The organism is Dyella sp. C9 (genome assembly GCF_003332825.1).
Lineage (GTDB): Bacteria > Pseudomonadota > Gammaproteobacteria > Xanthomonadales > Rhodanobacteraceae > Dyella.
The window spans coordinates 128,671-153,771 of record NZ_QIRF01000009.1 but is presented as its reverse complement, the minus strand read 5'-3'; the positions used below and the strand labels follow the sequence as shown (position 1 = coordinate 153,771).

Annotated in this window: 19 protein-coding genes; 5 read left to right on the top strand and 14 right to left on the bottom strand. The window is 63.6% G+C overall.

All coding sequences use genetic code 11. The features are described from left to right. The first annotated feature begins 164 nt into the window (after nt 1–164). The 4 genes from gmd to DVU99_RS12485 all read left to right on the top strand — a co-directional run bounded on the left by gmd (nt 165) and on the right by DVU99_RS12485 (nt 4,651). Entirely contained in the window at nt 165–1,199 is a 1,035-nt protein-coding gene (gene gmd, locus DVU99_RS12500; protein WP_114240543.1) for a GDP-mannose 4,6-dehydratase, read from the top strand. A 13-nt stretch (nt 1,200–1,212) separates the two neighbouring features. Continuing rightward, nucleotides 1,213–2,088, top strand: coding sequence for an NAD-dependent epimerase/dehydratase family protein (locus DVU99_RS12495; RefSeq protein WP_232823587.1), 876 nt, complete (start codon nt 1,213–1,215; stop codon nt 2,086–2,088). 33 nt (nt 2,089–2,121) lie between these two features. Then, entirely contained in the window at nt 2,122–3,465 is a 1,344-nt protein-coding gene (locus tag DVU99_RS12490; RefSeq protein WP_114240541.1) for a phosphomannomutase, read from the top strand. A gap of 400 nt (nt 3,466–3,865) precedes the next feature. Next, nucleotides 3,866–4,651 carry a methyltransferase domain-containing protein gene (locus DVU99_RS12485; protein ID WP_114240540.1) on the top strand — a complete coding sequence of 262 codons (786 nt, stop codon included), beginning with the start codon at nt 3,866–3,868 and terminating at the stop codon, nt 4,649–4,651. 169 nt (nt 4,652–4,820) lie between these two features. Here the strand turns inward: DVU99_RS12485 and DVU99_RS12480 are convergent, their stop codons facing one another. The 14 genes from DVU99_RS12480 to DVU99_RS12415 form a co-directional block, all read right to left on the bottom strand. Then, the gene (locus DVU99_RS12480; protein ID WP_114240539.1) at nt 4,821–6,809 is read right to left on the bottom strand and encodes a hypothetical protein; all 1,989 of its coding nucleotides are present in this window, start codon (nt 6,807–6,809) and stop codon (nt 4,821–4,823) included. A gap of 225 nt (nt 6,810–7,034) precedes the next feature. Next, the gene (locus DVU99_RS12475) at nt 7,035–9,059 is read right to left on the bottom strand and encodes a hypothetical protein (RefSeq protein ID WP_114240538.1); all 2,025 of its coding nucleotides are present in this window, start codon (nt 9,057–9,059) and stop codon (nt 7,035–7,037) included. A 74-nt stretch (nt 9,060–9,133) separates the two neighbouring features. Then, nucleotides 9,134–9,565 (bottom strand): GtrA family protein, encoded by a 432-nt coding sequence (locus DVU99_RS12470; RefSeq protein ID WP_232823586.1) that lies wholly within the window; start codon nt 9,563–9,565, stop codon nt 9,134–9,136. Further along, complete coding sequence (locus DVU99_RS12465) at nt 9,555–10,856, bottom strand: NAD(P)/FAD-dependent oxidoreductase (RefSeq protein ID WP_198670300.1); 1,302 nt, start codon at nt 10,854–10,856, stop codon at nt 9,555–9,557. The genes DVU99_RS12470 and DVU99_RS12465 overlap by 11 nt, the downstream gene beginning before the upstream one ends. Before the next feature lie 22 nt (nt 10,857–10,878). Further along, a complete protein-coding gene (locus DVU99_RS12460; RefSeq protein WP_114240535.1) occupies nt 10,879–11,823 on the bottom strand; it encodes an NAD(P)-dependent oxidoreductase in 945 nt (314 codons plus the stop codon). 11 nt (nt 11,824–11,834) lie between these two features. Further along, on the bottom strand, nt 11,835–12,572 hold the full coding sequence (locus tag DVU99_RS12455) for an SDR family oxidoreductase (protein ID WP_114240534.1): 738 nt from the start codon (nt 12,570–12,572) through the stop codon (nt 11,835–11,837). Between the two features lie 2 nt (nt 12,573–12,574). Further along, the gene (locus DVU99_RS12450; protein ID WP_114240533.1) at nt 12,575–13,879 is read right to left on the bottom strand and encodes an FAD-binding oxidoreductase; all 1,305 of its coding nucleotides are present in this window, start codon (nt 13,877–13,879) and stop codon (nt 12,575–12,577) included. Continuing rightward, nucleotides 13,876–15,336: a UbiA family prenyltransferase gene (locus tag DVU99_RS12445; protein ID WP_114240532.1), complete on the bottom strand. Its 1,461-nt coding sequence runs from the start codon at nt 15,334–15,336 to the stop codon at nt 13,876–13,878. The genes DVU99_RS12450 and DVU99_RS12445 overlap by 4 nt, the downstream gene beginning before the upstream one ends. Before the next feature lie 216 nt (nt 15,337–15,552). Continuing rightward, nucleotides 15,553–16,497, bottom strand: coding sequence for an electron transfer flavoprotein subunit alpha/FixB family protein (locus tag DVU99_RS12440; RefSeq protein ID WP_114240531.1), 945 nt, complete (start codon nt 16,495–16,497; stop codon nt 15,553–15,555). An 80-nt stretch (nt 16,498–16,577) separates the two neighbouring features. Further along, entirely contained in the window at nt 16,578–17,324 is a 747-nt protein-coding gene (locus DVU99_RS12435; protein WP_114240530.1) for an electron transfer flavoprotein subunit beta/FixA family protein, read from the bottom strand. A gap of 75 nt (nt 17,325–17,399) precedes the next feature. Next, the gene (locus tag DVU99_RS12430; RefSeq protein WP_114240529.1) at nt 17,400–20,381 is read right to left on the bottom strand and encodes a glycosyltransferase family 1 protein; all 2,982 of its coding nucleotides are present in this window, start codon (nt 20,379–20,381) and stop codon (nt 17,400–17,402) included. After that, nucleotides 20,378–20,605 carry a hypothetical protein gene (locus DVU99_RS12425; protein WP_114240528.1) on the bottom strand — a complete coding sequence of 76 codons (228 nt, stop codon included), beginning with the start codon at nt 20,603–20,605 and terminating at the stop codon, nt 20,378–20,380. Before DVU99_RS12425 ends, DVU99_RS12430 begins: the two co-directional genes overlap by 4 nt. Nucleotide 20,606: 1 nt before the next feature. Then, a complete protein-coding gene (locus tag DVU99_RS12420; RefSeq protein WP_114240527.1) occupies nt 20,607–21,902 on the bottom strand; it encodes a glycosyltransferase in 1,296 nt (431 codons plus the stop codon). Then, the gene (locus tag DVU99_RS12415; RefSeq protein ID WP_114240526.1) at nt 21,899–23,518 is read right to left on the bottom strand and encodes an electron transfer flavoprotein-ubiquinone oxidoreductase; all 1,620 of its coding nucleotides are present in this window, start codon (nt 23,516–23,518) and stop codon (nt 21,899–21,901) included. Before DVU99_RS12415 ends, DVU99_RS12420 begins: the two co-directional genes overlap by 4 nt. 166 nt (nt 23,519–23,684) lie before the next feature. Between DVU99_RS12415 and DVU99_RS12410 the strand changes: the two genes are divergently transcribed. Then, complete coding sequence (locus tag DVU99_RS12410) at nt 23,685–25,082, top strand: amidase (RefSeq protein ID WP_114240525.1); 1,398 nt, start codon at nt 23,685–23,687, stop codon at nt 25,080–25,082. The last annotated feature ends 19 nt before the right edge of the window (nt 25,083–25,101 follow it).

Here is a 25,101-nt window from a genome sequence, read left to right as displayed (position 1 = left end):
AAGGATCTGGAAATCCGCGTGTGGTCATCGGGCCAGTCCCAGCTTGAGCTGATTGGTTTTGAGTTGGTCAGGCAGGTATCTGTTTAGTGCGGTGCCCAGGCGGGGGTTAGGAAACCTCCGCTCGATGGAGGCGCAGCGACATTTTCGAAATGTAGGGAAGAATCATGAAGACAGCGGTCATCACCGGCATCTCCGGTCAGGACGGCGCCTATCTCGCCGAACTCCTGCTGGAGAAGGGATACACGGTTTACGGCACCTATCGCCGCACCAGCTCGGTCAATTTCTGGCGTATCGAAGAGCTGGGGATCGACAAGCAGCCCAACCTGCACCTGGTCGAGTTTGACCTGACCGACCTCGGCTCGGCGGTCCGCCTGCTGCAGACGACCGGTGCCACCGAGGTCTACAACCTCGCTGCACAGAGCTTCGTCGGCGTGTCGTTCGACCAGCCCGTGCTGACCGCGCAGATTACCGCGGTAGGTGCGTTGAACCTGCTGGAAGCCATCCGCATCGTCGATCCGAAGATCCGCTTCTACCAGGCGTCGACTTCGGAAATGTTCGGCAAGGTGCAAGCGGTGCCGCAGAAGGAGGACACGCCCTTCTATCCGCGCAGCCCCTACGGCGTGGCCAAGCTCTACGCCCACTGGATGACGGTCAACTACCGCGAGTCGTACGGCATCTTCGGCTCCAGCGGCGTGCTCTTCAATCACGAATCGCCGCTGCGCGGCAGGGAGTTCGTGACGCGCAAGATCACCGACACCGTGGCCAAGATCAAGCTCGGCCGCACTGATCGCCTGGAGCTGGGCAATCTCGACGCCAAGCGAGACTGGGGTTTTGCCAAGGAGTACGTCGAAGGCATGTGGCGCATGCTGCAGGCGGATGAGCCCGACACCTACGTGTTGGCCACCGGCCGCACTGAAACGGTGCGCGATTTCGTCACCATGGCGTTCAAGGCCGTGGACATCACCATCGACTGGAAGGGCCAGGGCGAAGCCGAGCGCGGCATCTGCCGCGAGACCGGTCGTGCCATGGTGGTGATCAACCCGCGCTTCCATCGTCCGGCCGAAGTGGATCTGCTCATCGGCGACGCCAGCAAGGCCAGGGCCAAGCTGGGCTGGGAGCCGAAAACCGATCTGGAAATGCTTTGCCGCATGATGGTTGCCGCCGACCTGCACCGGAACGAACGTGGCCACTCCTTCTGATCGTGCCCGCCCCGTGGCGCTGGTCACGGGTAGCGAAGGGTTCACCGGCCGTTATGTGGTGGCAGAGCTCGAGGCGGCTGGCTATGACGTAGTCAGCCTCTCGCGCCAGCCGGAGCCAGGTGCGTTGCAGGCGGATCTTTGTGACCGCCAGGCAATGTTGAAGGCTGTCGCCGACGTACAGCCGGACGTCGTGTTGCATCTTGCGGCCATCGCCTTCGTGGCACATGGCGATACCGATGCGATCTACCGCACCAACGTCGTCGGTACGCGCAACCTGCTGGAAGCCCTGGCCGCCTGCGGCCACGTTCCCCGTGCCGTGTTGCTGGCGAGCAGCGCCAACGTTTATGGCAACAGCGACATCGAGCTGCTGTCCGAGGACGTCGAGCCACGCCCCGCCAATGACTATGCGGTAAGTAAGCTGGCGATGGAGTACATGGCCAGGCTGTGGATGGATCGCCTGCCGATCATCCTCGCCCGCCCGTTCAACTACACCGGCGTGGGGCAGTCGGACAAGTTCCTGTTGCCCAAGATCGTCAATCACTTTCGCAGCCGGGCACCGCTCATCGAGCTGGGAAACATCGATGTCGCGCGCGACTTTCAGGATGTTCGCTTCGTCGCGCAGGCCTATGTCCGCCTGCTGAAGGCGAACGCGATCGGCCAGGTCGTCAACCTCTGTTCCGGGCAGGCCCATACGCTGACCGACGTCATTCATATGATGGAGGCGATGGCCGGGTACACGATCGAGGTGCGGGTCAACCCAGCCTTTGTCCGTGCCAACGAAGTCCGGCGACTGACCGGGGACAACCACAGGCTGGCTGGCTTGATTGGACCACTCAACATCATTCCGCTGCAGCAGACGCTGCAGTGGATGTACGCGGCAAACGACTAAGCCACGTGCGATCCAGAAGATGAGGACACAACTGTGGCACTGAAGAGCTTCAAGGCCTACGACATTCGCGGCCGCCTGCCCGACGAGCTGAACGAAGATATCGCCGAGCGCATCGGTCGCGCCTATGCAGAAGTGGTAGGCAAAGGCACCGTCGTGGTGGGCTACGATATTCGCCTGGCCAGCCCGGCGTTGGCCGCGGCCCTGTCGCTGGGCCTCAATCGTGCCGGCTGCGATGTGATCGACATCGGCCTGTGTGGAACGGAGGAGGTCTACTACCAGACGTTCGCACGTGGCGTCATCGGCGGCATCATGGTCACCGCCAGCCATAATCCGATGGACTACAACGGCATGAAATTGGTGCGCGAAGGTTCGCGGCCGATCAGTGGCGACAGCGGTCTTCGCGACATCGAACGCCTGGTGGAAGCCAACCAGTTCGTCGATGCAGCCACGCCCGGGAACATCGAGTCGGATCACGACAAGAGCGGTTACATCCAGCATCTGCTCAGCTACATTGACGTGGCTGCACTCCGTCCACTGAAGATCGTCGTCAATGGCGGCAATGGTTGCGCGGGTCCAATCATTGACCTGTTGGAGAAGCATCTTCCGTTCGAGTTCATCCGCGTGAACCACTCGCCGGATGGGCATTTTCCCAATGGCATTCCCAACCCACTGCTGCCGGAAAACCGTTCGGCAACCGCCGATGCCGTGCGCCTTCACAAGGCCGACCTCGGTCTCGCCTGGGATGGCGACTTCGATCGCTGCTTTTTCTTCGACGATGGCGGCGAATTCATCGAGGGCTATTACGTGGTTGGCCTGCTGGCTGCGCAGCTGCTCGAGAAGCACCCGGGAGCCAAGATCATTCATGATCCACGTCTGACCTGGAACACCATCGACATGGTCGCCGAGGCCGGCGGCGTGGCCGTGCAGAGCAAGACCGGGCATGCCTTCATCAAGGAGCGTATGCGCAGCGAAGACGCCGTCTACGGCGGCGAGATGAGCGCCCATCATTACTTCCGCGAATTCGCATACTGCGACTCCGGGATGATTCCCTGGCTCTTGCTAGTGGAGCGCATCAGTCGGACTGGCGTGTCGTTGAGGTCCATGCTCGAACGGCAGATGGCCGCGTTTCCTTGCAGCGGCGAGATCAATTTCCACGTGGCCGATGCCAGGCAGTCCATGACCCGCGTGCTCGATCACTACGCCTCGCTCAAGCCCGTGCTGGATCACACCGATGGCATCAGTGCCGACTTCGGTGCGTGGCGTTTCAACCTTCGCATGTCCAATACCGAACCCTTGCTCCGCCTCAACGTCGAGGCCCGGCAGGATGCGGCCCTGATGGAGGCCAAGGTGAAAGAGATCGCGTCGCTGATCGGTTGATACGCGCGTGATGGCAGACGCTGTCTGCCAACCCATCTCCTTGAGCAAAGGCCCTGCGGGGCCTTTGTCTTTTTCAGGGCGAGGAAATTCATGGCGTGCCGCGAGTGTCCGAAGTCCCAAGGTATCGATATGGCGGAAGATCCCGGGCGACCGCAGCGGGTCGGGTTCCAGCCGGGAGGGAGTCGGCAGGCTGCAGGCGTTGCGGCCGGATCGAGCGGGCGCAATGCCGATGAATGCCGAGCCACGGCGCTTCACGTTCATGAAGAGGGCCTCAGCCTGCCCTGGGCAGTCAAGTGCGGCAACGGGTGGAAATGGACCTGAGTGGTTCTGTTATTGTCATGAGCCTGCTTTATCTATCCCACTTTCGAATCGTCAAACGATCGATCGCCAGGAGCACGGTATGCAGTCGCAGCTTTGTACCCAGGAAAAGCTCACATCGGGACTCTATCAGGACTGGGCAAGGGTCTTCGGGTTAGGCAACCACATACACAGGAAGACTTGGGAGTGGGTCTTCATCTGCGAGGCGCTGCACAGCAGCGGCATGTTGAAGCCCGGGAAGGTCGGCCTGGGATTTGCCGTCGGCAAGGAGCCGCTTGCATCGGTATTTGCGAGCAGAGGTGCCCAGATCCTCGCCACCGACCTGGAGTTGGCGCATGCCACCCAGAAGGGCTGGCTCGACAACAACGAGCATGCCGCGAACAAGGCCGCGTTGAACGAGCGCAAGCTATGTGATGAGCTCGAATTCAACCGGCTCGTCAATTTCCGCTCCGTCGACATGAACAGGATTCCCCGGGAGTTCGACGGCAAGTTCGACTTCAACTGGTCTTCCTGTGCCTTCGAGCATCTGGGCAGCATCCAGCACGGGATCGACTTCGTCTGCAACTCCATGAGGGCGTTGAAGCCTGGCGGGGTCGCCGTCCACACCACGGAGTTCAACGTCTGCTCGAACCAGGACACGATCGAGTCCGGTGATACCGTCATTTACCGACGGCGTGATATCGAAGCCCTCATCGACAAGCTCACGAGCAAGGGCTATCTCGTCGAGGAGATGGACTGGAGTTATGGCACCAGCCCGCTCGACTATTGCGTCGACGTTCCTCCGTACAAGCACAATCCGCATTTGAAGCTGCTGCTCGCCGGATATGTGTGTACGTCCATTGGCCTGATCGTCAGGAAGCGTCCCTAGTCGTCGTGCCGCGTGTTTTCACGTGGCGGGGGTTCCCATGGAAGCTGAGCTCCGACTCATGTCCCTGCATCGGGGAAATGAGCCGGAACTGCCTCGCCGTCGTGGCGCTTGCGCGTGACTCTCCTGCGAGCGGCCCGCATATGACGCAGGCCTCAGCAGGCTGCCGCGCTCAAGGTACGTCCTGTTCGCCGTACTTCACGGAGAAACCACGGAATCCGAGACCAAGCTTGCGGGCGTCATTGGACAGCCCAAGCTCCGCTGGCGACTTGGCATCGGGCAGGTAGGCGGTGAGCGTTACCACACCGCTCGAATTCCATACGGCAGGATCAACGTTGAACGAAAGGGTGCGCTGGCCGGTGACGTCAATCGTCCCCATGCTGGTCTGGTTTATGTAAATAGTGACCCGCTGTTTCTCCAGCTTGCCATCACCGAGGTACGGGAAAGCGTCCAGGTCAACCTGCACCGGATGGTCGGCGTGATGGCCCCTGAATTGGAGTATGACCACATTACCCTGGGTCCAGGTCCAGTCCTCTCCGTTGAACTGGGGAATGCCGAGCGTATTGAGTGTGCAGGAAGCGCGTGCGTCGTCGACCTTGGCCGCGGACATGTCCGAGCCCAATTCTGGCGTGTGATTGCCGATCCAGCAGAAACGTCCCGGCTCGAACGTTGCCCCGGCGAAGTTCTTGTAAGGCGAGGTGGTTCGCCATATCCGGATGGGCCTGTCCGCGTGAACGATGCGCGCCGTGTCCAGCGCGTGGTCCCATCCAAAAAGAAACGCCCAATCGTTCGGTACCATGAACTCCGCACCGTGGCGTGCCAGCCATAGCGCCAAGGTCACCGTGGTTGGCCAGGCGTCGCGGTTGTCCTGAACCAGAATGGCGAGCTCGTGAGGATTCTCAGGGGCCGCCATGGTGTCCTGCAGGGCGGAACTCCCGCTGGCGACAATCTGGTCGGGCGCCCTGACCAGAGACGCGGCCGCGACGATAAGGAGGAGCAGGGTAACCGCCGGTGCGTACCTGAGCTTTACGCAAAAGGCAGCGGCCGCAGCGATAAGCATCATCGTCCACAGGACGAGTGCATAGATGAAGAACGAGTTGAACTCATACAGTGGGCCGGTAATGCGCCTTGCCCAGAGCAGTGCAAGCACGGCCGCAAGGGCGACAAAGGCGCCCAGAACCCGCAGAGCCTGCGAATCGCGTGCGGGCATCCAGCGACGCAGCACATAAGGAAGAATCAGCGTGGCACCGACCAGCAGCAGCATCACGGCGGAACGCCATGTGAGCCGATGAATCCTGGGCTGATTGCTTATCCAGTCGGGATGGTGATCAAAGAAGAAATACGACGCGACGTAGTTGGCCGCCTGGCCCCACCTTGGCCGGGTTTCCGTGGTGTTGTGCAGATAATCAAGTATGCGCTGCGCGTTGCAGTTGGGGCATCGTGTCAGGTCGATGGCAATGGGCAGCAGAAACACGGCGACGATGAGGGCGCTCAACAGGATCGGGCCAGCCAGGCTCCGGATGGTGGCGGTCCGCTCCGGGCCGCTGCGATACAGGTGCACAAGGAAGGAGATCAAAGCCACGCCAAGCATCGGCATCGTCATCAACGGCTGGGCGACATGGCCATGGCAAAGGATGCAGGTCATGAGCACGGCAACGCTGAGCGAGCGAATGTTGCCCAGGCTCAGCGACGCGCAACTGACCACGAGGGCAAAATAAGGGCCGAGCAGAACATGTGGCGGCCAGATGCTCGAAAGCGCCGCGCTGGTATGGGGCAGCACGATCGCGGCAGCGGCGATGAATACTGCCAGCGCCCTGCGTTGCGTGAGGCGGGCGAACTCCCAGGCGGCCCAGCCAAAGCAGAGCGACTGAATGAGTATTCCGGTCAGAACGTGGGCCTGATCCGGTGAGCTGACGAGTTTCAGTCCCTTGAAGAACAGCGCTTCCCCGGCGCTGTAGGCATAAAAGAAAAAGGGGCCCGGATGATTGAAGCCCCAGCGCGAATAGTTGCCGTAGATGTCCTTGAAATGCCCCGCATCGATGATCTGGAGCGCATTGGCCGCGTAGTCACCCGTCTCGATCACAGCCGGGCCGAAGATGTATGCCCAGCCCTGGATGATGCCGTAGAGCACCAGTAGCGCGGTGACCCATACCATGGTCATTCGGCCAGGCCTGCCTCCCGCGTCGTAGGAGGCGGGCAGTACCTTGAAGGGGCCAAGCTTATGCATGGGTAACTGTACTCGTGGTCTTTCGAAGAAAAGATAGGCGTTTATGTCCGAGGCGGCCAGCAGGTGCCCGGTTCAGTCCGGAAGGCGATCCCGGAGACTGCCGGCAGTTCGAAGGGCCGTGCCAGCCCTGCCTCGATGGAACGGGCAAGCACGTTGGGACTAGTGATCGTTGTACTGGATACCCATACCGTGGAAGCTTAAAGCAAGTACCCGACTGTCAACGGACGCACCGAGCGAGAGAGGTGATGCGGCATCAGGAAACGCAAGAGCGACCGTGACGACTTTCGTCGCATTCCATACATCCGGTGGAACGATCAGTGAAACCACCTGGCTTTCCTTCAGGTGGACATCGCCCAGGGACTTTCCGTTGACGTAAATGCCAATGACTTGTTCATCGATCTTGCCGGGGACCACGAAAGGCGTGACGTCGAGCTTCAATGTAACAGGCTGGTCGGTGTGCTTTCCCACGAACTGGAGCGCCATGAATGGGGCCGTGTTCCAGCTTGCCGGATCCCTGGGGGGCTTGTTGAGTCCGAACGCCGCGACGGTGCAGTGATCGCGTGCGTCGTCGATGGACACGGGTGCCGAGCCCAGCTCAACCGCGGGCGTTTCGCTGGTGATGTGGCAAAAGCGGGTAATGTCGAATGTCTTGTTGTCGAGGATCTTCTTGTCGTCACCCGGTTCCCAGATCTCGAATCGATCATCGAGCGCCAGTACCCGCGGCAATTCCAGCGAGTGTTTCCAGCCGTACACGTACGCCCAGCTGGGTGGGACAAGAAAATCTACATCATTACGTGTCAGCCACAGCGCCAGTGCCGTTGTGGCGGACCAATCCTCGTCCTTGTCCTGATTGAGCAGTACGGGATGCGCCGGTAAATGTGCTCGCGCGCCGGCAGCGTCGGGCATGGCGAGTGTTGCCGTTGAAGTGAACATGGGCAGGCTTGGTCCGCAGGCAACCAGGGCCACGGTGGCTCCGGCAGCCAGGCCAGCCGTGGCGCCTGACACGCACCCCTTCCGGATCACCATCGCGATAGTGGAGACGAGCGTGCATGCCCCCACGAATACGACGCCGTAGACAAAAAAGGCATTGAATTCGTAGAGCGGCCCGGTGATGCGCTTGGCCCAGAAAATCGAAAGGATGGTCGCCAGTGTCGTGAACAGCGCGAGCGAGCCGAGCGCCAGGAACTGGGCGCGTTCCATTCGCTTCCTCAACAGCCAGGGCGCACCGAGCAGCAGGACAAGGCTCGCGATGCCGATTTCAACGCGATGAGTCAGGCGATGAATCGCGCGCTGGTTGTCCAGCCACTCCGGGTTGTGATCGAAGCGCAGGTACGAGAACACGTAGTTCAGCGCCTGTCCTGTCCTGGGGCGCGGTCCATGGTCAGTCCTGAAATAGTCGACGATGCGCTTGGCATTGCAATTCGGGCAGCGCGTCAGGTCGACCACAAGGGGAGCCAGGAATACGGCAATGATCGCGAACGATAGCCAGATCAGGTTCCTTGAGGTGCCGATGATGGAACGTAGCGACTCCCCCCTGGACATCTCGTGCCTCAGAAACAGGGCAGTCGCGAGGGCAAGCATGGGTATCGTCATCAGCGGTTGTGCCACATGTCCATGGCAAAGCACGCAGGTGACGAAGACGGCGACGGGAATGAGCTTGCGGTAGCCGACGCTTATGGCGGCACAGCTGACGATGAGAACGACATACGGCCCAAACAGCACATGCGGTGGCCAGATGCTGGTGAAGGCGGCCAGCGTGCGCGGGAGTAGCCATGCAGCCATCGCCAGGCACAGCGCGAGGGTGAGCCTTCTGCGTGTCAGGAGCGTGAGCAGGCAAATGGCGAAAGCGATGCAGGCAGCCTGGAACAAGGTTCCAGTGATGACGTGCGCCTGATGGGGCGATTCGACCAGGTGCAACGTATCCATGAACAGCCTTTCGCCAAAGCTGTACATGTAAAAGAAGAAGGGGCCCGGATGGCTGAACCCCCAGCGCGAATAGTTGCCCCAAATGTCATCGAAGAACCGGGCGTCATAGATCTGCATGCCGTTGGCCGCAAAATCGCCCGTCTCCAGGATTGCCGGACCGAAGATGAATGCGCGTCCCTGGTACAGCGCATACGCAGTCATCAGGCCCCAGAGAAGAACAAAGCAAGTCCAGAACTGGCGCCGTGTCATGTTTTCCATCGCTTTTCCGTTGCTTTGGATCGCCGTGATTCAATCCACCCGTTGAGCGGTTGAGTGCCCGTTCCGGGCCGACGTCATTTGAATGAAAAGTGCTTGTGGCCGAAGTAACTCGTTACTACCGGGGCGGCGACGCCAAAGGCGTGGGCCACCAGTTCGGGCTGCCAGTGCCAACCCATCCAGGGAAGGATGTAATCGGCTAGAGCCAGGCTTATCAGCAATGTCTGCAACAAGGCGATCGCATTGATGGCCGAGAACCAGCCGATTTGCTGGAGCAGGGCGTTGCTTGTGCGCTTGAAGACCAGCAGGCGGTTGAGTACGAACGCAGTCGCCATGCCCAGAAGATAGGCAAGGACGATGGCCGTGCTGTAGGAGACGTGCTGGCTGAAAAGGATTCTTGATCCAAAATTCACCGCGGCGGCAAAGCCGCCGACGGCGAGGAACTTGAAAAAGCGCAGGTGTGCCGGCCCGGTGTGCATCGGGGCGGTATCGGCATCGTCACGATGCATGTGCAAGGTCGCCCTGTGCGCTTGAAACCAGCATCAGTGCCGTGTTGATGCTTTCGGATATGGACCGATCCTCAGGGTAGTAGTAGGACGTGTCCGCCATATACAAGCCCTGCACGGGGGTCTTCATGGGCGGCAGCATCGCCTGGAAGCCGGCTGGACAAATGGTCTGCGCGAACTCGTAGCGGTGGCAGTGGGTGGCCAGCACCCAATCGCCGCTGAAGGCCGGGTTCAGCTTGTGAAGGGAGCCGATGACTTCTTCAATGAGCGCCTCGTTGGGGAGGGCCCACTTGGGGTGGGTCTTTGGCATGTAGAACGGGGCGTAGAGAATGCGCTGCGGCGAGGGATTGAGGTTGGAGTACTCAATGACACCAGGTATTTCGATGCCCGGGTCATTGATGTTCATCCAGAAGTTCTCGCTTATTGGCTGTTTGAGCTTCAGGATCACACAGGCGACAGGAATGTTCTTGATCGCCTCGATGCTGGCGATGAAATCGGCAGGCAGCCCGGGAGCGAGCCTGGGCAGGTATTGGATGGGGGCCGTGGACATGACGGCATCGCAGGGCTTGTGCTCGCCATTGACGACGATTCCCCGAACCCTTGCGTTGTCGATATCGACGTGGTCGATGCCGGCGTTGAGATGTATGCGGCCGCCCTTGGCCAGGATGAAGCGCTCCATTTCACGCAGCAGCGTGGCAGACCCGCCTTCGAGGTAGCCCATGGTTTCCTGCATCAGGCTGCGGCGCGAGAGCGCCACGCGCTTGATGCGGGTGCCGATCCAGGCAGCGGAGATCTCGTCGCTGTATTCGAACAGCTTCAACTCGAACAGGCTCTTCCACAGCACGTTGTAGGCCCGCTCGCCGATCCATTTGCGCAGCCACGCGGTCGCCCGGATGCCGTCGAATGGACGCCAGTCCTTGATGCTCTTGGCGTACATTGCGTGCAGGCCGTAGCGGAACTTGCTAATCAGGCCCAGTCCCTTGAATGAAAGCAGGGCAGCGGGCGTTCCCCACTTGTAGAGGCGGCCGTTGTAGAAGAACCCCATCTTGGTGTCCGCCCACTTCAGCTTCGATGAGATCTTGAGGTCTTCGAGAAGCTGGAAAAGCGGATAGTCGGTCTTGCATACGAAATGATAATAGCGTTCGATTTCCAGCCCGTCGAAATCGAAGCTGGCCGACATGCCGCCGATGCGATTGTCCCGTTCGTAGATATCGACCTCATGGCCCTGCTTGAGCAGTTCCATGGCGCACATCAGGCCCATTGGGCCTGCCCCGAGGATCGCGATTTTCTTGATACTCATCTAACGGCTCCGTGAATCAGCGCTGGAGAACGATCTTGCTGTAGCGAGGGTCGCAGTAGCTCTCTTTGACTGCGTCTGCGAAAGGGGTCTGCCGGACACCAAAGGTCTTCTCGGTGTCCACGCCCTTGAAGTCATCTCCAGCCGTGAGCGCTTTCAACTGGTCAGCCGTGAAAGGTGGTTTGCCGCTGAAGAGTGCATAGGTCTTCAGCAACAGGTAGAACAGCCCGTAGGGAATGTGAACGATCAATGTGCGCAATCCTTTCGCTCTTTTTATCGTCTTGATGATGTCTACGTAGTCGATACGTGTATCGCCAACGATGTCGTAAATGTCGCCGTCTGGCTGTGCATCGACGCAGCGCACGATGCATCGGCAGAAATCCCGCTCGTACAGCGGCTGGCGCATGTAGCGGCCATTGCCGGGAATCGGAAAGACCGGCGTCTTGGCCATGAAGCGGGAGAGCCAGCCGAGATGCTTGGGATCGAACCAGCCAAACATCAGGGTCGGGCGAAGGACGCAGTGCGTCAACCCGCTTTCGACCACCAGCTTCTCCTGAGCCTTCTTGGTGTTCGTGTAGTCGTCGTCCGCGACGGAAACGACGACCGAAGAGCTGATGTGTACAAGGTAGGGTGTGGCATGGCGGCGCGCCGCATCGAGCACGAGCTTGGTCGCGTCGATGTTGTTGCGGGTAAAGAGCCCCGTGGATTTACCGGTGATCTGTGCGTGCAGCTGAATCACGCACGCAGCGCCCGCAAATGCATCGGCCCAAGCGCCCGGTTCGGCCAGGTCGGCCTCGATGGCCTGGACGTCCGGGTGGAGTTGGCGCAGGACACCCAGGTTGTACTTGTGCTTGTCGATGGCAACGAGATTGGTATATCCCTGTGCCTTGAGCTCGACGATGAGATTTTGTCCGACCAGGCCGGCGGCACCCGTCAGAACCAGCTTCGCGTTCTTGTCGATCATGGTGATATGCGTTAGAGCTTGATGCGCTTGAAGACAAATTCAGGGACATGCTTGATGATCAGCATGATGGGTTGCCAGAACCATGGCAGGTAAACCACGCTGCGGCCGCGGTCCGTGGCGCGAACGATGCCCTTGGCGATCGCATCGGGTTTTGCCCAGAGCGCGCCCTTCTTGAAATTGCGGGTCATCGGCGTGTCGACGAAGCCTGGCTTTACGGTAAGTACGTTGACCCCAACCTTGAACAGGCGTTGGCGCAGGCCGCTTGCAAAGGTGCTGACGGCGGCCTTGGCGGCGCCGTAGAGGTAATTGCTTTGCCGCCCCCTGTCACCCGCTACGGACGAGATCACGGCGATGGTGCCGCTTCCCTGTGGCTCGAAGCGCGCCGCGAGGGCAGTGAGCAGCGCGATCGTCGATGTGCCGTTGACGGTGAACTCATGCAGCGCCACCTCGACGGATGCTTCGCAGGCGGACTGGTCGGGCAGCGTGCCGTGGGCGATCAAGGCAACATCCACGTGGCCGAGTTGACCCCAGAGATCATCGACGACGCGGGCATGTGCGGTAAGATCGGCAACGTCCAGCACCGCATGTCCTACCTGCGCAGCTCCGCGTACTCGCAGGTCTTGTGCGATGTCGTTGAGCCGTTCACTGTTCCTGGCGATCAGGAACAGGTGTGCGCCACGCGCGGCGTACCGGCGCGCCGTTGCCTCGGCGATGGCGGACGTTGCGCCTATGATGACGACCTTTTGCATGCTTACTCCGTGACCCGACGCCAGAAGCTGGAGGAAAAGCCCGGGTCGATGTAGTGGCTGAAGAATTCCCAGTCGGGAAAGTATCGCTTGAAGCTGTCCGCCGACATGCGCGCGTCCTTGGCTGGATAGACCGCGCCGCCCGCCGCCGCCACGATCTCATCGAGCCTGTTCAGCAGGGACAGCGTGCTGTGCCCGCGATTGGGGAAATCCAGGGCCAGCGTCGTACCCGGCCGCGGGAACGAGAGCAAGCCAGGAGACCTGACATCTCCGAACTGCTTCAGCACGGCAAGAAACGAGCCCTCGCCACTGGCGGCAATCGCATCCAGCAACGCCTCGGTGCACGCTTGCGCTTCACGCGGTGGCACGACGCACTGGTACTGCATGAAGCCGTGCGGGCCGTATATCCGGTTCCAGCTGCCGATGCCATCCAGCGGATAGAAATGCGGTTCGTAGTGCGTGGTCGCGCGACTGACTTCTTTGCGTTGGCGATGATAGTAGAGCGTGTTGAAGACCCGCAGGCTGAGCGGGTTTATCAACGAGAAGGGCGGTGTCAGCGGAACATTGGGGCGGCGCCCCGGTGACGGCGGGCGCGCATCGGGGTGCGCGGGTGCGTGATTCGCACGCGTGAACAGGCCTCGGCCCAGTCCCTTGCCCTTGCTTACGCAATCCACCCAGGCAACGGTGTATTCGTAGTCGCGGTCCGATTGCTCGGACAGGCGAAAAAAGCCCGCCAGATCCTCAAAGCGGTGAACCTCGCAGCTCATCCAGGGACCGGCGATCTTGCGTAGCTGGACCCGCGCACGGGTGATCAGCCCGGTCAGGCCCAGCCCGCCCACTGTCGCCGCAAACCAGTCGGGGTGTAGATCAGCACTGCAGACCATGCGCGAACCGTCGGAGCGCAGCAGTTCCAATTCGGTTACGTGCCGGCCAAATGTTCCAGCACGATGATGGTTCTTGCCGTGCACGTCATTGGCGATCGCACCGCCAACCGTCACGAACTTCGTTCCGGGGGTGACCGGAAGGAACCATCCCTGGGGCACGACCAGATCGAGGATCTCGGAGAACAGCACCCCCGCTTCGCACTCGAGCAGCCCGGTGCTTGCATCGAAACGTATGAACCGGTCAAGTGATCGCGCATGCAGCAGAGTACCCCCGTCATTGAGGCAGCTGTCGCCGTAGCTGCGCCCATTGCCATAGGGAAGCATCGAGCCCTTTGCGGGTGGCAATAGCGAGTGCCGGTCGGAAATGGCGATGACTGACTGTTGAGCCCGGGAGTAGCGCCCCCAAGATTGTCCGGCGTCACTCATCGTATGGAGAACATCACGACAAGTGCCGCCGCGAGCAGGAGGGCCTGGCTGACCCTGTCGGTGACGGCGAACACCACCGGGTCATCGTGCATGACACCGCGGTGGGCGATGGCCCAGGTGCGACTGATCCAGTACAGAAGCACGGGGCAGAGCAGCCACAAGTAGTGCGGATGCTGGTAGAGCACCCGGCTATCGGGGCTGTCGATGTACAAGGCGAGCACGAGGACGGAAAGGTAGCCGCTCGATGCGCCGAGCGACTGGATGAGCGATATGTCGCCCACGTCGTAGCCACGGCCACTGGCGCCGATCTTGCCGGCCTTTTGTGCCGTCAGCAGTTCCACATAGCGCTTGATCATGGCAAGGCTCAGGAACAGGAACATAGAGAAGGCGAGCAGCCAGAAGGATGGCCTGGCCTGGATGGCGGCGGTACCTGCGACGATGCGGCTGGTATAGAGCAATGCCAGGACGACCACGTCCAGCATCATGATGCGCTTGAACCGGAAGGAGTACGCGCTGGTGAGCAGGTAATAGCCTGCGAGCACGAGCACGAACTCGTTCGGCAACATGGTGGCGAGGCCAAACCCGGCAACAAGCAAGGCAACGGCCGCGGTCGGTCCGGCGATCAGCGGAAGGTGTCCCGCCGCGAACGGACGATTGCGTTTGCGATGGTGCTGGCGATCGGCGGTCAGGTCGAGCAGGTCGTTGGTGATATAGACGCTGGACGCACAGAGGCTGAAGCAGAAAAAGGCCAGCGCGGTCGCGGCCAGTGACTGCATTTCTAACATCCGGTGCGCGGCAAGCAACGGCAGGAACACGAGGGCATTCTTGATCCACTGGTGCACGCGCAAGGCCTTGAGCCAGTGACGCGGGCCTGCCTTGGGCAACTCGAAACGCCGGTCCACCTGCGTGGTACGGGCGGCGGCATCGCTCAGGCGGGTGCCTGACTCCACGGTGATGGCGGCCCTTGCCGATTTCCATACCTTCAAGTCGACCTTGGCGTTGCCGGCGTAATCGAAGCCGCGCTCGCCATAGAGCCCTACTAGTGCGAGTGCCTTCTGGGTTCCGGAAAGATTGCGTTCACCGTCACTGGCCAGCACGGCATCAAAACCGCCGACGTGATCGGCCACGCGCTGGGCCAGTTGTCGATCCGATGCAGTGCACAGGATAACAAGCCTCTGCTGCTGCTGTTCCTTCACCCACGCCAGTACATCGTTGTTATAGGGCAGGTACTGGGCGTCAAGCTCGATTCGACGGGCTATCTCCTGCTTGAGGTGGGCTTTGCCACGCAGCAACCACACCAGCATGGAAAAAAGCGCTAAAGGGCTGCGCGCCAGCAGCGCCAGCGCCGATTCGACCAGCAAGTCTGATCGGATCAGCGTGCCATCGAGATCCACACAAAGCGGCACGCATACCGATTCGGAGCCGGGAGCCCCTTGTTTGATTGACAGACTATCCATGAGCGCCCCAAAAGCCAGATTCCACCGGACCTACGCCACAAAGGGCCGGTATCTACGCATACCAATGCGTAACGGCATGTTACTACGCGTAACTGCAGGCTGGGCTTGGGCGCATGAGAACCTATCGGGCGTTTTTGAAACGCGCGAGAAATTCCGTGCTTATTGACGAATCCTCGGCTGGCCAGCGGCCAGCCGACATCCGCTTGAAACGCTATCTTAACCTAGGGCCTGCTCGAGTTCCGGGATGATCTTGAACAGATCACCCACCAGGCCGATATCGGCGATCTCGAAGATGGGCGCCTCGCCGTCCTTGTTGATGGCGACGATGGTGCCGGCGTCCTTGATGCCGGTGAGGTGCTGGATGGCACCGGAGATGCCGATCGCCATGTACAGCTCGGGCGCGATGATCTTGCCAGTCTGGCCCACCTGCAGGTCGCTCGGCACGTAGCCGGCGTCGACCGCGGCACGCGAGGCGCCGACGGCAGCACCGATCTTGTCGGCGAACTTGTAGATGATCTCGAAGTTTTCCTTCGAGCCCACGCCACGGCCACCGGAGACCACCTTGCTGGCGCTCTGCAGGTCCGGACGGTCGCTCTTGCCCGACTGCAGCTCGACGAAGCGCGTGTGCGAGGGCAGGGCGGCGTCCACGCTGATGGCTTCGACCGGCGCGCCGCCGGCGCCGTTCGAGGCCGCCGGCCACGAAGCCGTGCGGATGGTAGCCACCACGGTGGTATTCGGGTCGGCTTCAACGGTGATGATGGCGTTGCCGGCGTAGATCGGGCGCTTGAAGGTGTGGGCACCTTCCACGCTCATCACGTCGCTGACCTGCGCCACGCCCAGCAGGGCGGCGACCCGCGGGAGCACGTCCTTGCCGAAGGTGGTCGACGGCGCGAACACGTGGCTGTAGCCGGCGGCGGCCTTGGCGATCTGCGGGGCCAGCACGGCGGCCAGCGGGTGCGCGTTCTCGGCGCGGGCAAGGGTCAGTACGCGGCTGACGCCTTCGATCCTGGCGGCGTCGGCGGCGATGGCGTCGACGTTGTCGGCCAGCACCAGTACGTCGATGGCTTGGGGCTTGATGGCCACGGCCGCGCTCACAGCGCGTGCGGTGGAGGGGTTCAGCTTGCCGTCCAGGTGTTCGGCGATGACGAGGATCTTGCTCATGGGTGTTCCCTCAAACGTGGGACAGGGGGCTTTTATTGAAGAGTCCGGCCATGGATGGCCGGGTTGTGATCAGCTTTTGATCACAAAAGGCCCTTCTGCTTCAGCGCCGCGACCAGTTCGGCCGCATCCTTCACCATCACGCCCTTGCTGCGCTTGGCCGGCGCGGCGTAGTGCGTGGTCTTGAGATGGTCGTTGGCTTCCACGCCCAGCGAGCCGAGCTCGATGGTGTCGATCGGCTTGGACTTGGCCTTCATGATGTCCGGCAGCTTGATGAAGCGCGGCTCGTTGAGGCGCAGGTCGGTGGTGATCACTGCCGGCAGTTCGGCTTCGATCACTTCCAGGCCGGCGTCGACCTCGCGGGTCACCGTGGCCTTGCCGTCGGCGATCTCGACCTTGCTGGCGAAGGTGGCCTGCGGGCGGTCCCACAGTGCGGCCAGCATCTGGCCGGTCTGGTTGGCGTCGTCGTCGATGGCCTGCTTGCCCAGGATGACCAGGCCAGGCTGTTCCTTCTCGATCAGCTTCTGGAACACGCGGGCGGCGGTCAACGGCTGCACGGCATCGGTGGTCACCACGTGGATGGCGCGGTTGGCGCCCATGGCCAGGCCGTTGCGCAGGTGTGCGGTGAGGTCGGCCGGGCCGATGCCCACGACCACGACTTCCTCGGCTACGCCCTTCTCGCGCAGGCGCAGGGCTTCCTCGAGGGCGATGTCGTCGAACGGGTTGGCGGAGAGCTTCACGCCGTCGGTCACGACGCCCGTGCCATCGGGCTTCACCTGGATGCGGACGTTGTAGTCCACGACGCGCTTGTAGCCGACAAGGATCTTCATGTGCGGGTCCTTAGAGTTGCGTTTCCACCGGGGCGGAGACATCTGAAAGAAGTCGATTATGCATTGTAGCGCGGTTCAAACGATCGTTTGAACCCCTTCGCCTTGGCGAACTTGCCCGACCGCCCCGGCCAGCGCGGCCGCGCTGCGGGCCCAATCGGGCCAGGGGGCGGGGGCCCCGGGCTGGGGGCGCTCGGCAAGCCATTGGGCCAGGCTCTGCGCGAGTCCGTCGGCGTCGGTGGCGCGAAAATAGTGGGGGTAGTCCCCCATGATTTCGCGAAATACCGGCAGGTCGCGCGCGATCACCGGCAGCTGGTGGTGCGCCGCCTCGATCAGCGGAAGGCCGAAGCCTTCGCCCAGCGATGGCGCGAGCAGGGCGGTCGCCGCGGCGTAGATCGCCTCCAGCGTAGCGTCGTCGGCATCGGCCAGCCAGAACAGCCGGCGATCGCGTTCGGTGTGTCCTTCCAGTCGCCGGATGAGATTCTCGACCAGCCAGCCGTGGTGTCCGACGATCACCAGGTTGGCGTCGATCTGCCGGGTCCAGAGGCGTTCCACCGCGTCGAGCGCAAGCTCGTGGGCCTTGCGCGGCTCCAGTGTGCCCACCATCAACAGCGTCGGGCGCTGGGCGGCGGCCTGTGCCAGCGGCGATGGCAGCGCCGCGGGGTCGGTACGGGGCGTCGTGGGTTCCACGCCCAGATGGAAGCTGGCGATGGAGGGCGCCTGGCCAAATTGATAGGGCAGGTCGGTGCTGGTCATCCAGCGCGCCAGTTCATCGGCGGTGGCGCGCGATACGCAATGCAGCCGGTCGGCCAGCGTGCACACGCGGCGCAGCCAGCCGGCAAACAGTTCGCGGGCGAACGGATGGAACGCGTCGGGCAGGGTCAGCGGCAGCAGGTCGTGGACCACGAAGTGCATGTCCACGCCGGCGCGGTGCCATTCGCGCAGCAGTGGTTCACCGGCGGCGAGCGTCTCCGCGCTCCAGTCCAGGCCGACGTAGGTGTCGTTTGCGCGGATGCTGACGAAGTCATCGTCCAGCAGCCCGGCTTCCAGGCCCAGTAAGCCGAGCGCGTAGTGCCGTGCGTAGCGGTAGTGGCCGTCGACCAGCGCCACCGGTTCGATCCGCACGTCGCGTGGCGGCTGCAGTAGCCATTGCCGCAATACCGATCGCACGACACGCTGGACCCCCGTGCCGATATCGTGCCGGGCGATCTGGGTGACGTCGACCAGCCATCGCCGCGGCCCAGAGGGCGGCATGCTGGCGGCGATGGCGTCACAGACGCGGGCGAGGTCATCCTCGTCCAGCGACGCGGTGACGCCCTGGGCGAGTTCGTCCAGCGCGCGCGTCTGGTCCGCCAGCGGCGAAGCCGCGTACCAGGCTTCCAACTGGCGGGCGCAGGCCGCGGCCGGCTCGGGCTCGGCGGGATCCGTAACCAGGGTGCCGAGGCAGCCGCTGTCTGGCGTGGGGGAGTCACAGGCGGGAGGTACGTCGCCCAGCAGCGCGGCGTAGCCGTGCGAAGCATAGGCACTGCGCGATCGGGTGATGCGGTCGATGGGGGGCGGCGGGGCGTTGGAGCCCGCTGCCGCCAGCAGGGCGCCGGGCCACACTTGCATCCACGCGGAAAGTCGCGAGCCCCCTGCGGCATGCCCCACGTAGAGGATGCGATCGGCCGTGCGCAGGCGTGCGGACAAGGTCGCGCCCGCTTCAGGCATGGCGGTGGGCAGCGCCGTCACCTCCATGCGGTAGTGCTGTTCCAGATCCTTCAGCCATGCGGGCAATGGCGTGTCATGCAAGCAATACAGCAGGGGCTTGCCTGGTGCTGCCGGCGCCGGAGGCCGGGCAGGCTGGCTTGCACGCGCCTCGATGGCCAGCAGGGCGCGCTCGGCGACCGCCGGCCAGCTGAACTTGCGGGCCTGGCGTGCGCCGTGCGCGCGCAGCGCCTGCGCGCGCGCGGGCTGCTCCAGCACCTCGCGCATCATGCGGGTGATCGCGTCGCGGTCGGAGGGATCGAACATCGCCGAGGGTTCGCCGATCACTTCCGGCAGGCTGGTGGTGCGGCTGCCGATCACCGGTGCGCCGCAGGCCATGGCTTCCAGCGGCGGCAGCCCGAATCCCTCCATACTGGAAGGGAAGACGAACAGCTCGCAGCAGGCGTACAGGTTGACCAGTGCCCCGTCCGGCACGTAGCCGGTGAAGACCACCGACGAGGCCGGCAGGCGCGCTTCACGCATGGCTGCCGAAAGCAGCGACATCGGCTCAGTACCGATGCGTCCCACGATCACCAGCTGGTACTGCTCGCGCAACGAAGGGGGCAGGGCGCCGTAGGCCGCGATCAGTCCGGCGACGTTCTTGCGCGGGTCGAAGCCGCCGTTGTACAGCACATAGGGGCGATGAATGCCGTGGGCCTGGCGGGTACGTTCGGCCAGGCCGCGCATGTCGGCGGGGCGCGCAAAGCGCGGGTCGACGCCGGCGCCGACGGTGACCACGCGTTCCGCGGGCAGCTGCAGGCGTGCGAGGGCATCGTCGCGAACCCAGTCGGAGATCGCCAACAACAGGTCGCATTGCGCCATGGCTTTCACCTTGGCGTCGTACCAGGCGCGCACGCGCGGGTGGCCAAGGTAGGCGTCCGGATCGTGCAGCGGTATCAGGTCATACAACGTCGCCACCGACAGGCCGCGCCGCACCGGCAGTTCCGGAATCACCGCATCGTCGACGTAGCCCTCGATCATGCTGCTGTACCAGACGACGTCGGCATGCTGCTGGTCGAGCGCGAGCCGCATCACCTGCTCGGCGGCCTGCCTGCGCGCCGTGTTTTCCGCGCCCTGGGCGGCCACGCGCGGCAACGACTTGATCATCAAGCGATGGGACCTGTCCGCCTGCGGCTGCAGGGCGGCTATCAACGCATCGGTCGCTTCGTCGAGCTGCGCGTTGAACGCAAACTGCAGGTCATGCCGCTGGCCTGCGAGCGCAGCAAACGCCTTGGCCAGCTCGAGGCTGTAGCGGCCAATGCCGCGATGGCGGCTCTGGCACTGGGCGCCTTGCATGTCCAGGACGATCTTCATCGACTAGGCATCCGGGCGCGCAACCGGGCCTGCACCACTCGCGCCGGAGCGCCCAGGTGGGCCGCATCCACGCGGCAGTCGGCGCTGCTGCGCTCGTTGGCATGCAGCAACCCGCGCAGGCGCATGTCGAGCGCGGGAAAACGGTAGACGATCAGCGTGAGTTGCCGGCGCAGCCTGGGCCTGGCGGCCAGCCATCGTCGCAGGGGCGTCAGGAGGCGCTTCACGTCAGGCTCGCGGCGTCGGGTCGATGACAGAGAATACGCGCCTGAGACTGGCGCGGGCCTGCTCCACCGAGAAATGGTCGTGGACGTTTTGCAGCGAGGCGTCGGAGAGGCGGGACCAAAGTCCCTCATCGCGGTACACCTGCAGCACGGCCTGCGCAAAAGCTTCCGCGCCGTCGCCGATCATCGCGTTGACCCGATCCTCCAGGTGCATGCCCTCGGCGGCAATGGAGGTCACCACCACCGGCAAGCCGTAGCTCATGGCGAGGTTGACCTTGCCCTTCACTCCCGCACCGAAACGCAGTGGCGCCACGGACACGCGGCACTGTTCCATCAGCGGGGCGATGTCGCCCACGCGCCCATGGATGCGAAGGCCCTCGCGGGTAAGGCTGCGGCGAGAGGCATCGTCGATGTCGCCGGCCACATGCAACACCAGTGCCGGCTCCTGCGCGCGCAGCAGCGGCAGGATCTCGTCGGCAAACCAGCGTACGGCGTCGGCATTCGGCGGATGGCCGAAACCCCCGACGAAGAGCAGGTCCTTGCGGGCCTTGAAGCCCTGCTTGCGCCCGTATACCTCGTGGATGTTGCTCACCAGCTCCACGCGCGCGCCGGGCAACTCGCGCGCCAGGGTGGCCTGCTCTTCCGGGCTGACCACCAGGGTGACGTCGCTGCGGGAAATCGCGTCGATCTCGTGCTTGCGCGACTGCACGGCGTGGCGCAGCAGCCGGGCGTTGCCGGTCAGGGCCGCGGCGCGCTGCTCGCGCACGAAGTGCAGGTCCACCGTGTCGAAGACGATGGTGGCCCGCGGGGCCTGCTGCCGGACGACATCCAGGTACTGTGCCGCCACCGGCAGCCGGCTCAGCATGACGGCGTCGAGCTTGCCTCCTTCGCGGCGGAGCCAGTCGAGCGGGTTCTGCGGCTGGTAATGCACGCCCAGGTCGGCCAGACGCACCACGTCGTCAGGGGTGGCGAATCCGTCGGCGGCGATGAAGTCGATGCGCCAGCCATCCTCGTGGAGCAGTCCCAGCATGTGCGACAGCCGCATGGAGCCGGAGTCCCTGACCGGGTCCGGCACCATGCTTTCGATGACGAGCAGGCGTCGTGCGCCTTCCCGGTCGGTGATGGCGGGGACCGGCAAGGCCGAGGCCTCCGCCCTGGGCCAAAGCATCGAGCGCAGGCCCTGCCGCTGCTGGACGAGACGCTTGAACGCACCGTGCCAGCCGCGCTGGGCAATGCTGCCCTTCACGCGGCGGACGAAATAGATGAGGCGGCTCAGGCGCCAGGCGAAAACGTTGTTCACAGATTCTGGTAGTTCGGCCCCGAGCCGCCTTCCGGCGTCACCCAGTTGATGATCTGGTAGGGGTCCTTGATGTCGCAGGTCTTGCAGTGCACGCAGTTGGCGGCGTTGATCTGCAGGCGCTTGCCGCTGCTCCCGTCGGGCTTGGTGTCGTCGACGATTTCGTAGACCCCTGCCGGACAGAAGCGGGTGCAGGGGTTGCCGAATTCCACCGTGCACTTGGTGACGCACACGTCGGTATCGGTCACGTGCAGATGGATGGGCTGGTCTTCGTCATGCTCGGTGGCGGCGAAGTAGACGGCGGCGAGGCGGTCGCGCGGCGGCAGCTCGCGCGGCTGCACGTAGTCGCGCTTGGGTTCTTCACACTCACCCAGCTTGTGCAGCGACGACCAGTCGGCCTTGTTCTTGAGCGTCCACGGCGAGGCGCCGCCGACGGCGGTTTCCCAGGCCGCGTTCAGCATGCCGAACCACAGGCCCTTCTTGAAGCCCGGCTTCACGTTGCGCACCTTCTTCAACTCGGCCATCACATCCGAGGCGCGCAGCTTGGCGTCGAAGCCGGCGGGGTTCAGGTCGTTGGCGACCAGGTGCTCGGCGGCCAGCATGCCGCTCTTGATGGCCTGGTGGGTGCCCTTGATCTTGGGCACGTTGAGCAGGCCGGCGGTGTCGCCGATCAGCAGGGCGCCGGGCATCTCCACCTTGGGCAGCGACTGGTAGCCACCGGTGACGATGGCGCGGGCACCGGCCGAGAGGATGCTGCCGCCTTCCAGCAGCGATTTCACCGAGGGGTGGTTCTTCCACTGCTGGAAGGCTTCCCACGGCTGGTAGTTGGGATCGGAGTAGTCCAGGCCGCTGACGTAGCCGAGCGCGATGCGGTCCTTGTCCAGGTGATAGAGGAAGCTGCCGCCATAGGTATGGCTGTCGGCCGGCCAGCCGAAGCTGTGCACGATCTTGCCCGGCTGCACGCGGCCCGCCGGCACCTGCCAGAGTTCCTTGATGCCGATGGAGTAACCCTGCGGGTCGCTGTCCTTGTCCAGCTTGAAGCGCTTGATCAGCTGCTTGGTGAGGCTGCCGCGCGCGCCCTCGGCCAGCACGGTGACCTTGGCCTTGATGTCGATGCCCTGGGTGTAGCCCGGCTTGTGCGAACCGTCCTTGGCCACGCCCATGTCGCCGATGCGCACGCCGGCGACCGAGCCGTCCTCGTTGTAGACGGTGTCGGCGGCGGCGAAGCCCGGGAACACGTCCACGCCCAGCGCCTCGGCCTGCGGGGCCAGCCACGCGCACATCGCGCCCAGCGACACGATGAAGTTGCCATGGTTGTTCATGCCCGGCGGCACCGGCAGCTTGCGGGCGCCGGTCTTGCTGAGCAGCCAGAACTCGTCTTCGGTGGCCGGCACGCAGATCGGCGGCGGGTTGTCGCGCCAGCCCGGCAGCAGCGCGTCCAGCGGCTGCGGCTCGATCACCGCGCCGGACAGGATCTGCGCGCCGATGGTCGAGGCCTTCTCGATCACGCACACGCTCAGCTCGGGCTTGAGCTGCTTGAGACGGATGGCAAAGGAAAGCCCGGACGGGCCGGCCCCCACGACGACGACGTCGTATTCCATGGTTTCGCGGTCGCTCATGGCGGACTCCAGCTGGCTAGTGCGGCACGGTACCGTTCCCTCACGTATGGACACGGGGCAAACCGGCATTGTCCGGGTTCGGGCGGTATCGGGCAATGTGGCGACATCCTTGCAATCCCTTCATGCCCGGTGGCGATAATCCGGGCGTGTGTCCAGGGAAGAAGCCATGAGCCAACAGCCACCGATCAGCGACATCGACCTGCGCCGCGCCACCATGTGCCAGCTGCTGCACTGGCTGGCGGTGGAACGCGTACGGCCCCAGGCCCTGTCGGAGGTCTACCTGGAGGCGATCGAGCGCTTCAATCCCGAGCTCAACGCCTATGTGAGCCTGAGTCCGGCGCTGATGCAGGAGCAGGCCCTGGCCGCCGAACACCGGCGGCGGGACGGAGTCATCGGGCGGCTTGACGGCATTCCGGTGGCGCTCAAGGACAATTTCGACGTGGCCGGCTGGCCCACCACGGCCGGCCTGGCCGGTCGTCGCCAGCCAGCCGTGGAGGACGCCCACGCGGTGGCGCGGCTGCGCGCCTCCGGGGCGGTGCTGATCGGCAAGACCAACATGGACGAGGGCGCGCTGGGCGCGGTCACCGACAACCCCCATCATGGCCCGACCCAGAATCCCCATCGCCCCGGCTATACCGCGGGCGGCTCCTCCGGCGGCGCGGCCGCGGCCGTGGCGGCTGGCCTGGCGGTGGCCGCGATCGGGTCCGACAGCCTGGGCTCGATCCGCATCCCGGCCAGTTATTGCGGCCTGTATGCGCTCAAGCCGACCCACGGCGAGATTTCCACCCGTGGCATGGTGGCCGCGGCCCGCCGCCTCGATACGGTCGGATTACTGGCGCGCAGCGCCGACGACCTCACCGTGCTGCTGCAGGTGCTGGCGGGGTACGACGCCGATGACGCGCGTTCGCGCCGTCGCCGCGTGGCCCTGGCGCCGCCGGATTGGGAGCCGGGGCGCCTGCGCGCGGGCTTCCTGCCTGACCTCGCCGCGGTGGGCGTGAAGCCGGAGGTGATCGCGGTATTCGAGGCCGCCCTGGCGCAGTGGCCGCGCGAGCTGGGCGAACGCCGCACGGTCGATTTCTCCGACTGGGATTTCGCGCGTACCCGGCGCGCCGGCCTGTTGCTGATGGAAGCGGAGATGCTCGGCACCTTCGCCGATGACCTCGCCAACACCGAGCAGCGGGTGTCGGAGCATTTCCGCCGACTGCTCGGCTACGCTGCAGGCAAGAGCGCGGCCGACTACGCGGCTGCCGATCGCGTGCTCGACGCCGCCACCCTGAAGATGCGCCGCTTGTTTGCGCAGATCGACGTGCTGGTGCTGCCCACCACGCCGCAGGGCGCGTTCCCGCTCGATTGCCCGGTGCCCGATTCGCAGGCCGACCTCACCAGTTTCGCCAGCCTTGCCGGTTGTCCGGCGGTGAACATTCCCATGGGCTACCTGCCCGACGGCATGCCGATCGGCCTGCAGCTGGTGGGCGCGCGCGGCTCGGACCTGCGCCTGCTGGAGCTGGCCTCCGTGTGTGCCGCCACGCTGGACGTGGAACCGGCCTTCCCGGCGATCCGCTGACGACGCAACGCGGCAGATG

Bases quoted from the DNA above. Each gene is read 5' to 3' on its own strand.
- gmd (WP_114240543.1), top strand. From the start codon at position 165: ATGAAGACAGCGGTCATCACCGGCATCTCCGGTCAGGACGGCGCCTAT.
- DVU99_RS12485 (WP_114240540.1), top strand. From the start codon at position 3,866: ATGCAGTCGCAGCTTTGTACCCAGGAAAAGCTCACATCGGGACTCTAT.
- DVU99_RS12480 (WP_114240539.1), bottom strand. From the start codon at position 6,809: ATGACCATGGTATGGGTCACCGCGCTACTGGTGCTCTACGGCATCATC.
- DVU99_RS12475 (WP_114240538.1), bottom strand. From the start codon at position 9,059: ATGGAAAACATGACACGGCGCCAGTTCTGGACTTGCTTTGTTCTTCTC.
- DVU99_RS12470 (WP_232823586.1), bottom strand. From the start codon at position 9,565: ATGCATCGTGACGATGCCGATACCGCCCCGATGCACACCGGGCCGGCA.
- DVU99_RS12460 (WP_114240535.1), bottom strand. From the start codon at position 11,823: ATGATCGACAAGAACGCGAAGCTGGTTCTGACGGGTGCCGCCGGCCTG.
- DVU99_RS12455 (WP_114240534.1), bottom strand. From the start codon at position 12,572: ATGCAAAAGGTCGTCATCATAGGCGCAACGTCCGCCATCGCCGAGGCA.
- DVU99_RS12450 (WP_114240533.1), bottom strand. From the start codon at position 13,879: ATGAGTGACGCCGGACAATCTTGGGGGCGCTACTCCCGGGCTCAACAG.
- DVU99_RS12445 (WP_114240532.1), bottom strand. From the start codon at position 15,336: ATGGATAGTCTGTCAATCAAACAAGGGGCTCCCGGCTCCGAATCGGTA.
- DVU99_RS12440 (WP_114240531.1), bottom strand. From the start codon at position 16,497: ATGAGCAAGATCCTCGTCATCGCCGAACACCTGGACGGCAAGCTGAAC.
- DVU99_RS12435 (WP_114240530.1), bottom strand. From the start codon at position 17,324: ATGAAGATCCTTGTCGGCTACAAGCGCGTCGTGGACTACAACGTCCGC.
- DVU99_RS12430 (WP_114240529.1), bottom strand. From the start codon at position 20,381: ATGAAGATCGTCCTGGACATGCAAGGCGCCCAGTGCCAGAGCCGCCAT.
- DVU99_RS12415 (WP_114240526.1), bottom strand. From the start codon at position 23,518: ATGAGCGACCGCGAAACCATGGAATACGACGTCGTCGTCGTGGGGGCC.
- DVU99_RS12410 (WP_114240525.1), top strand. From the start codon at position 23,685: ATGAGCCAACAGCCACCGATCAGCGACATCGACCTGCGCCGCGCCACC.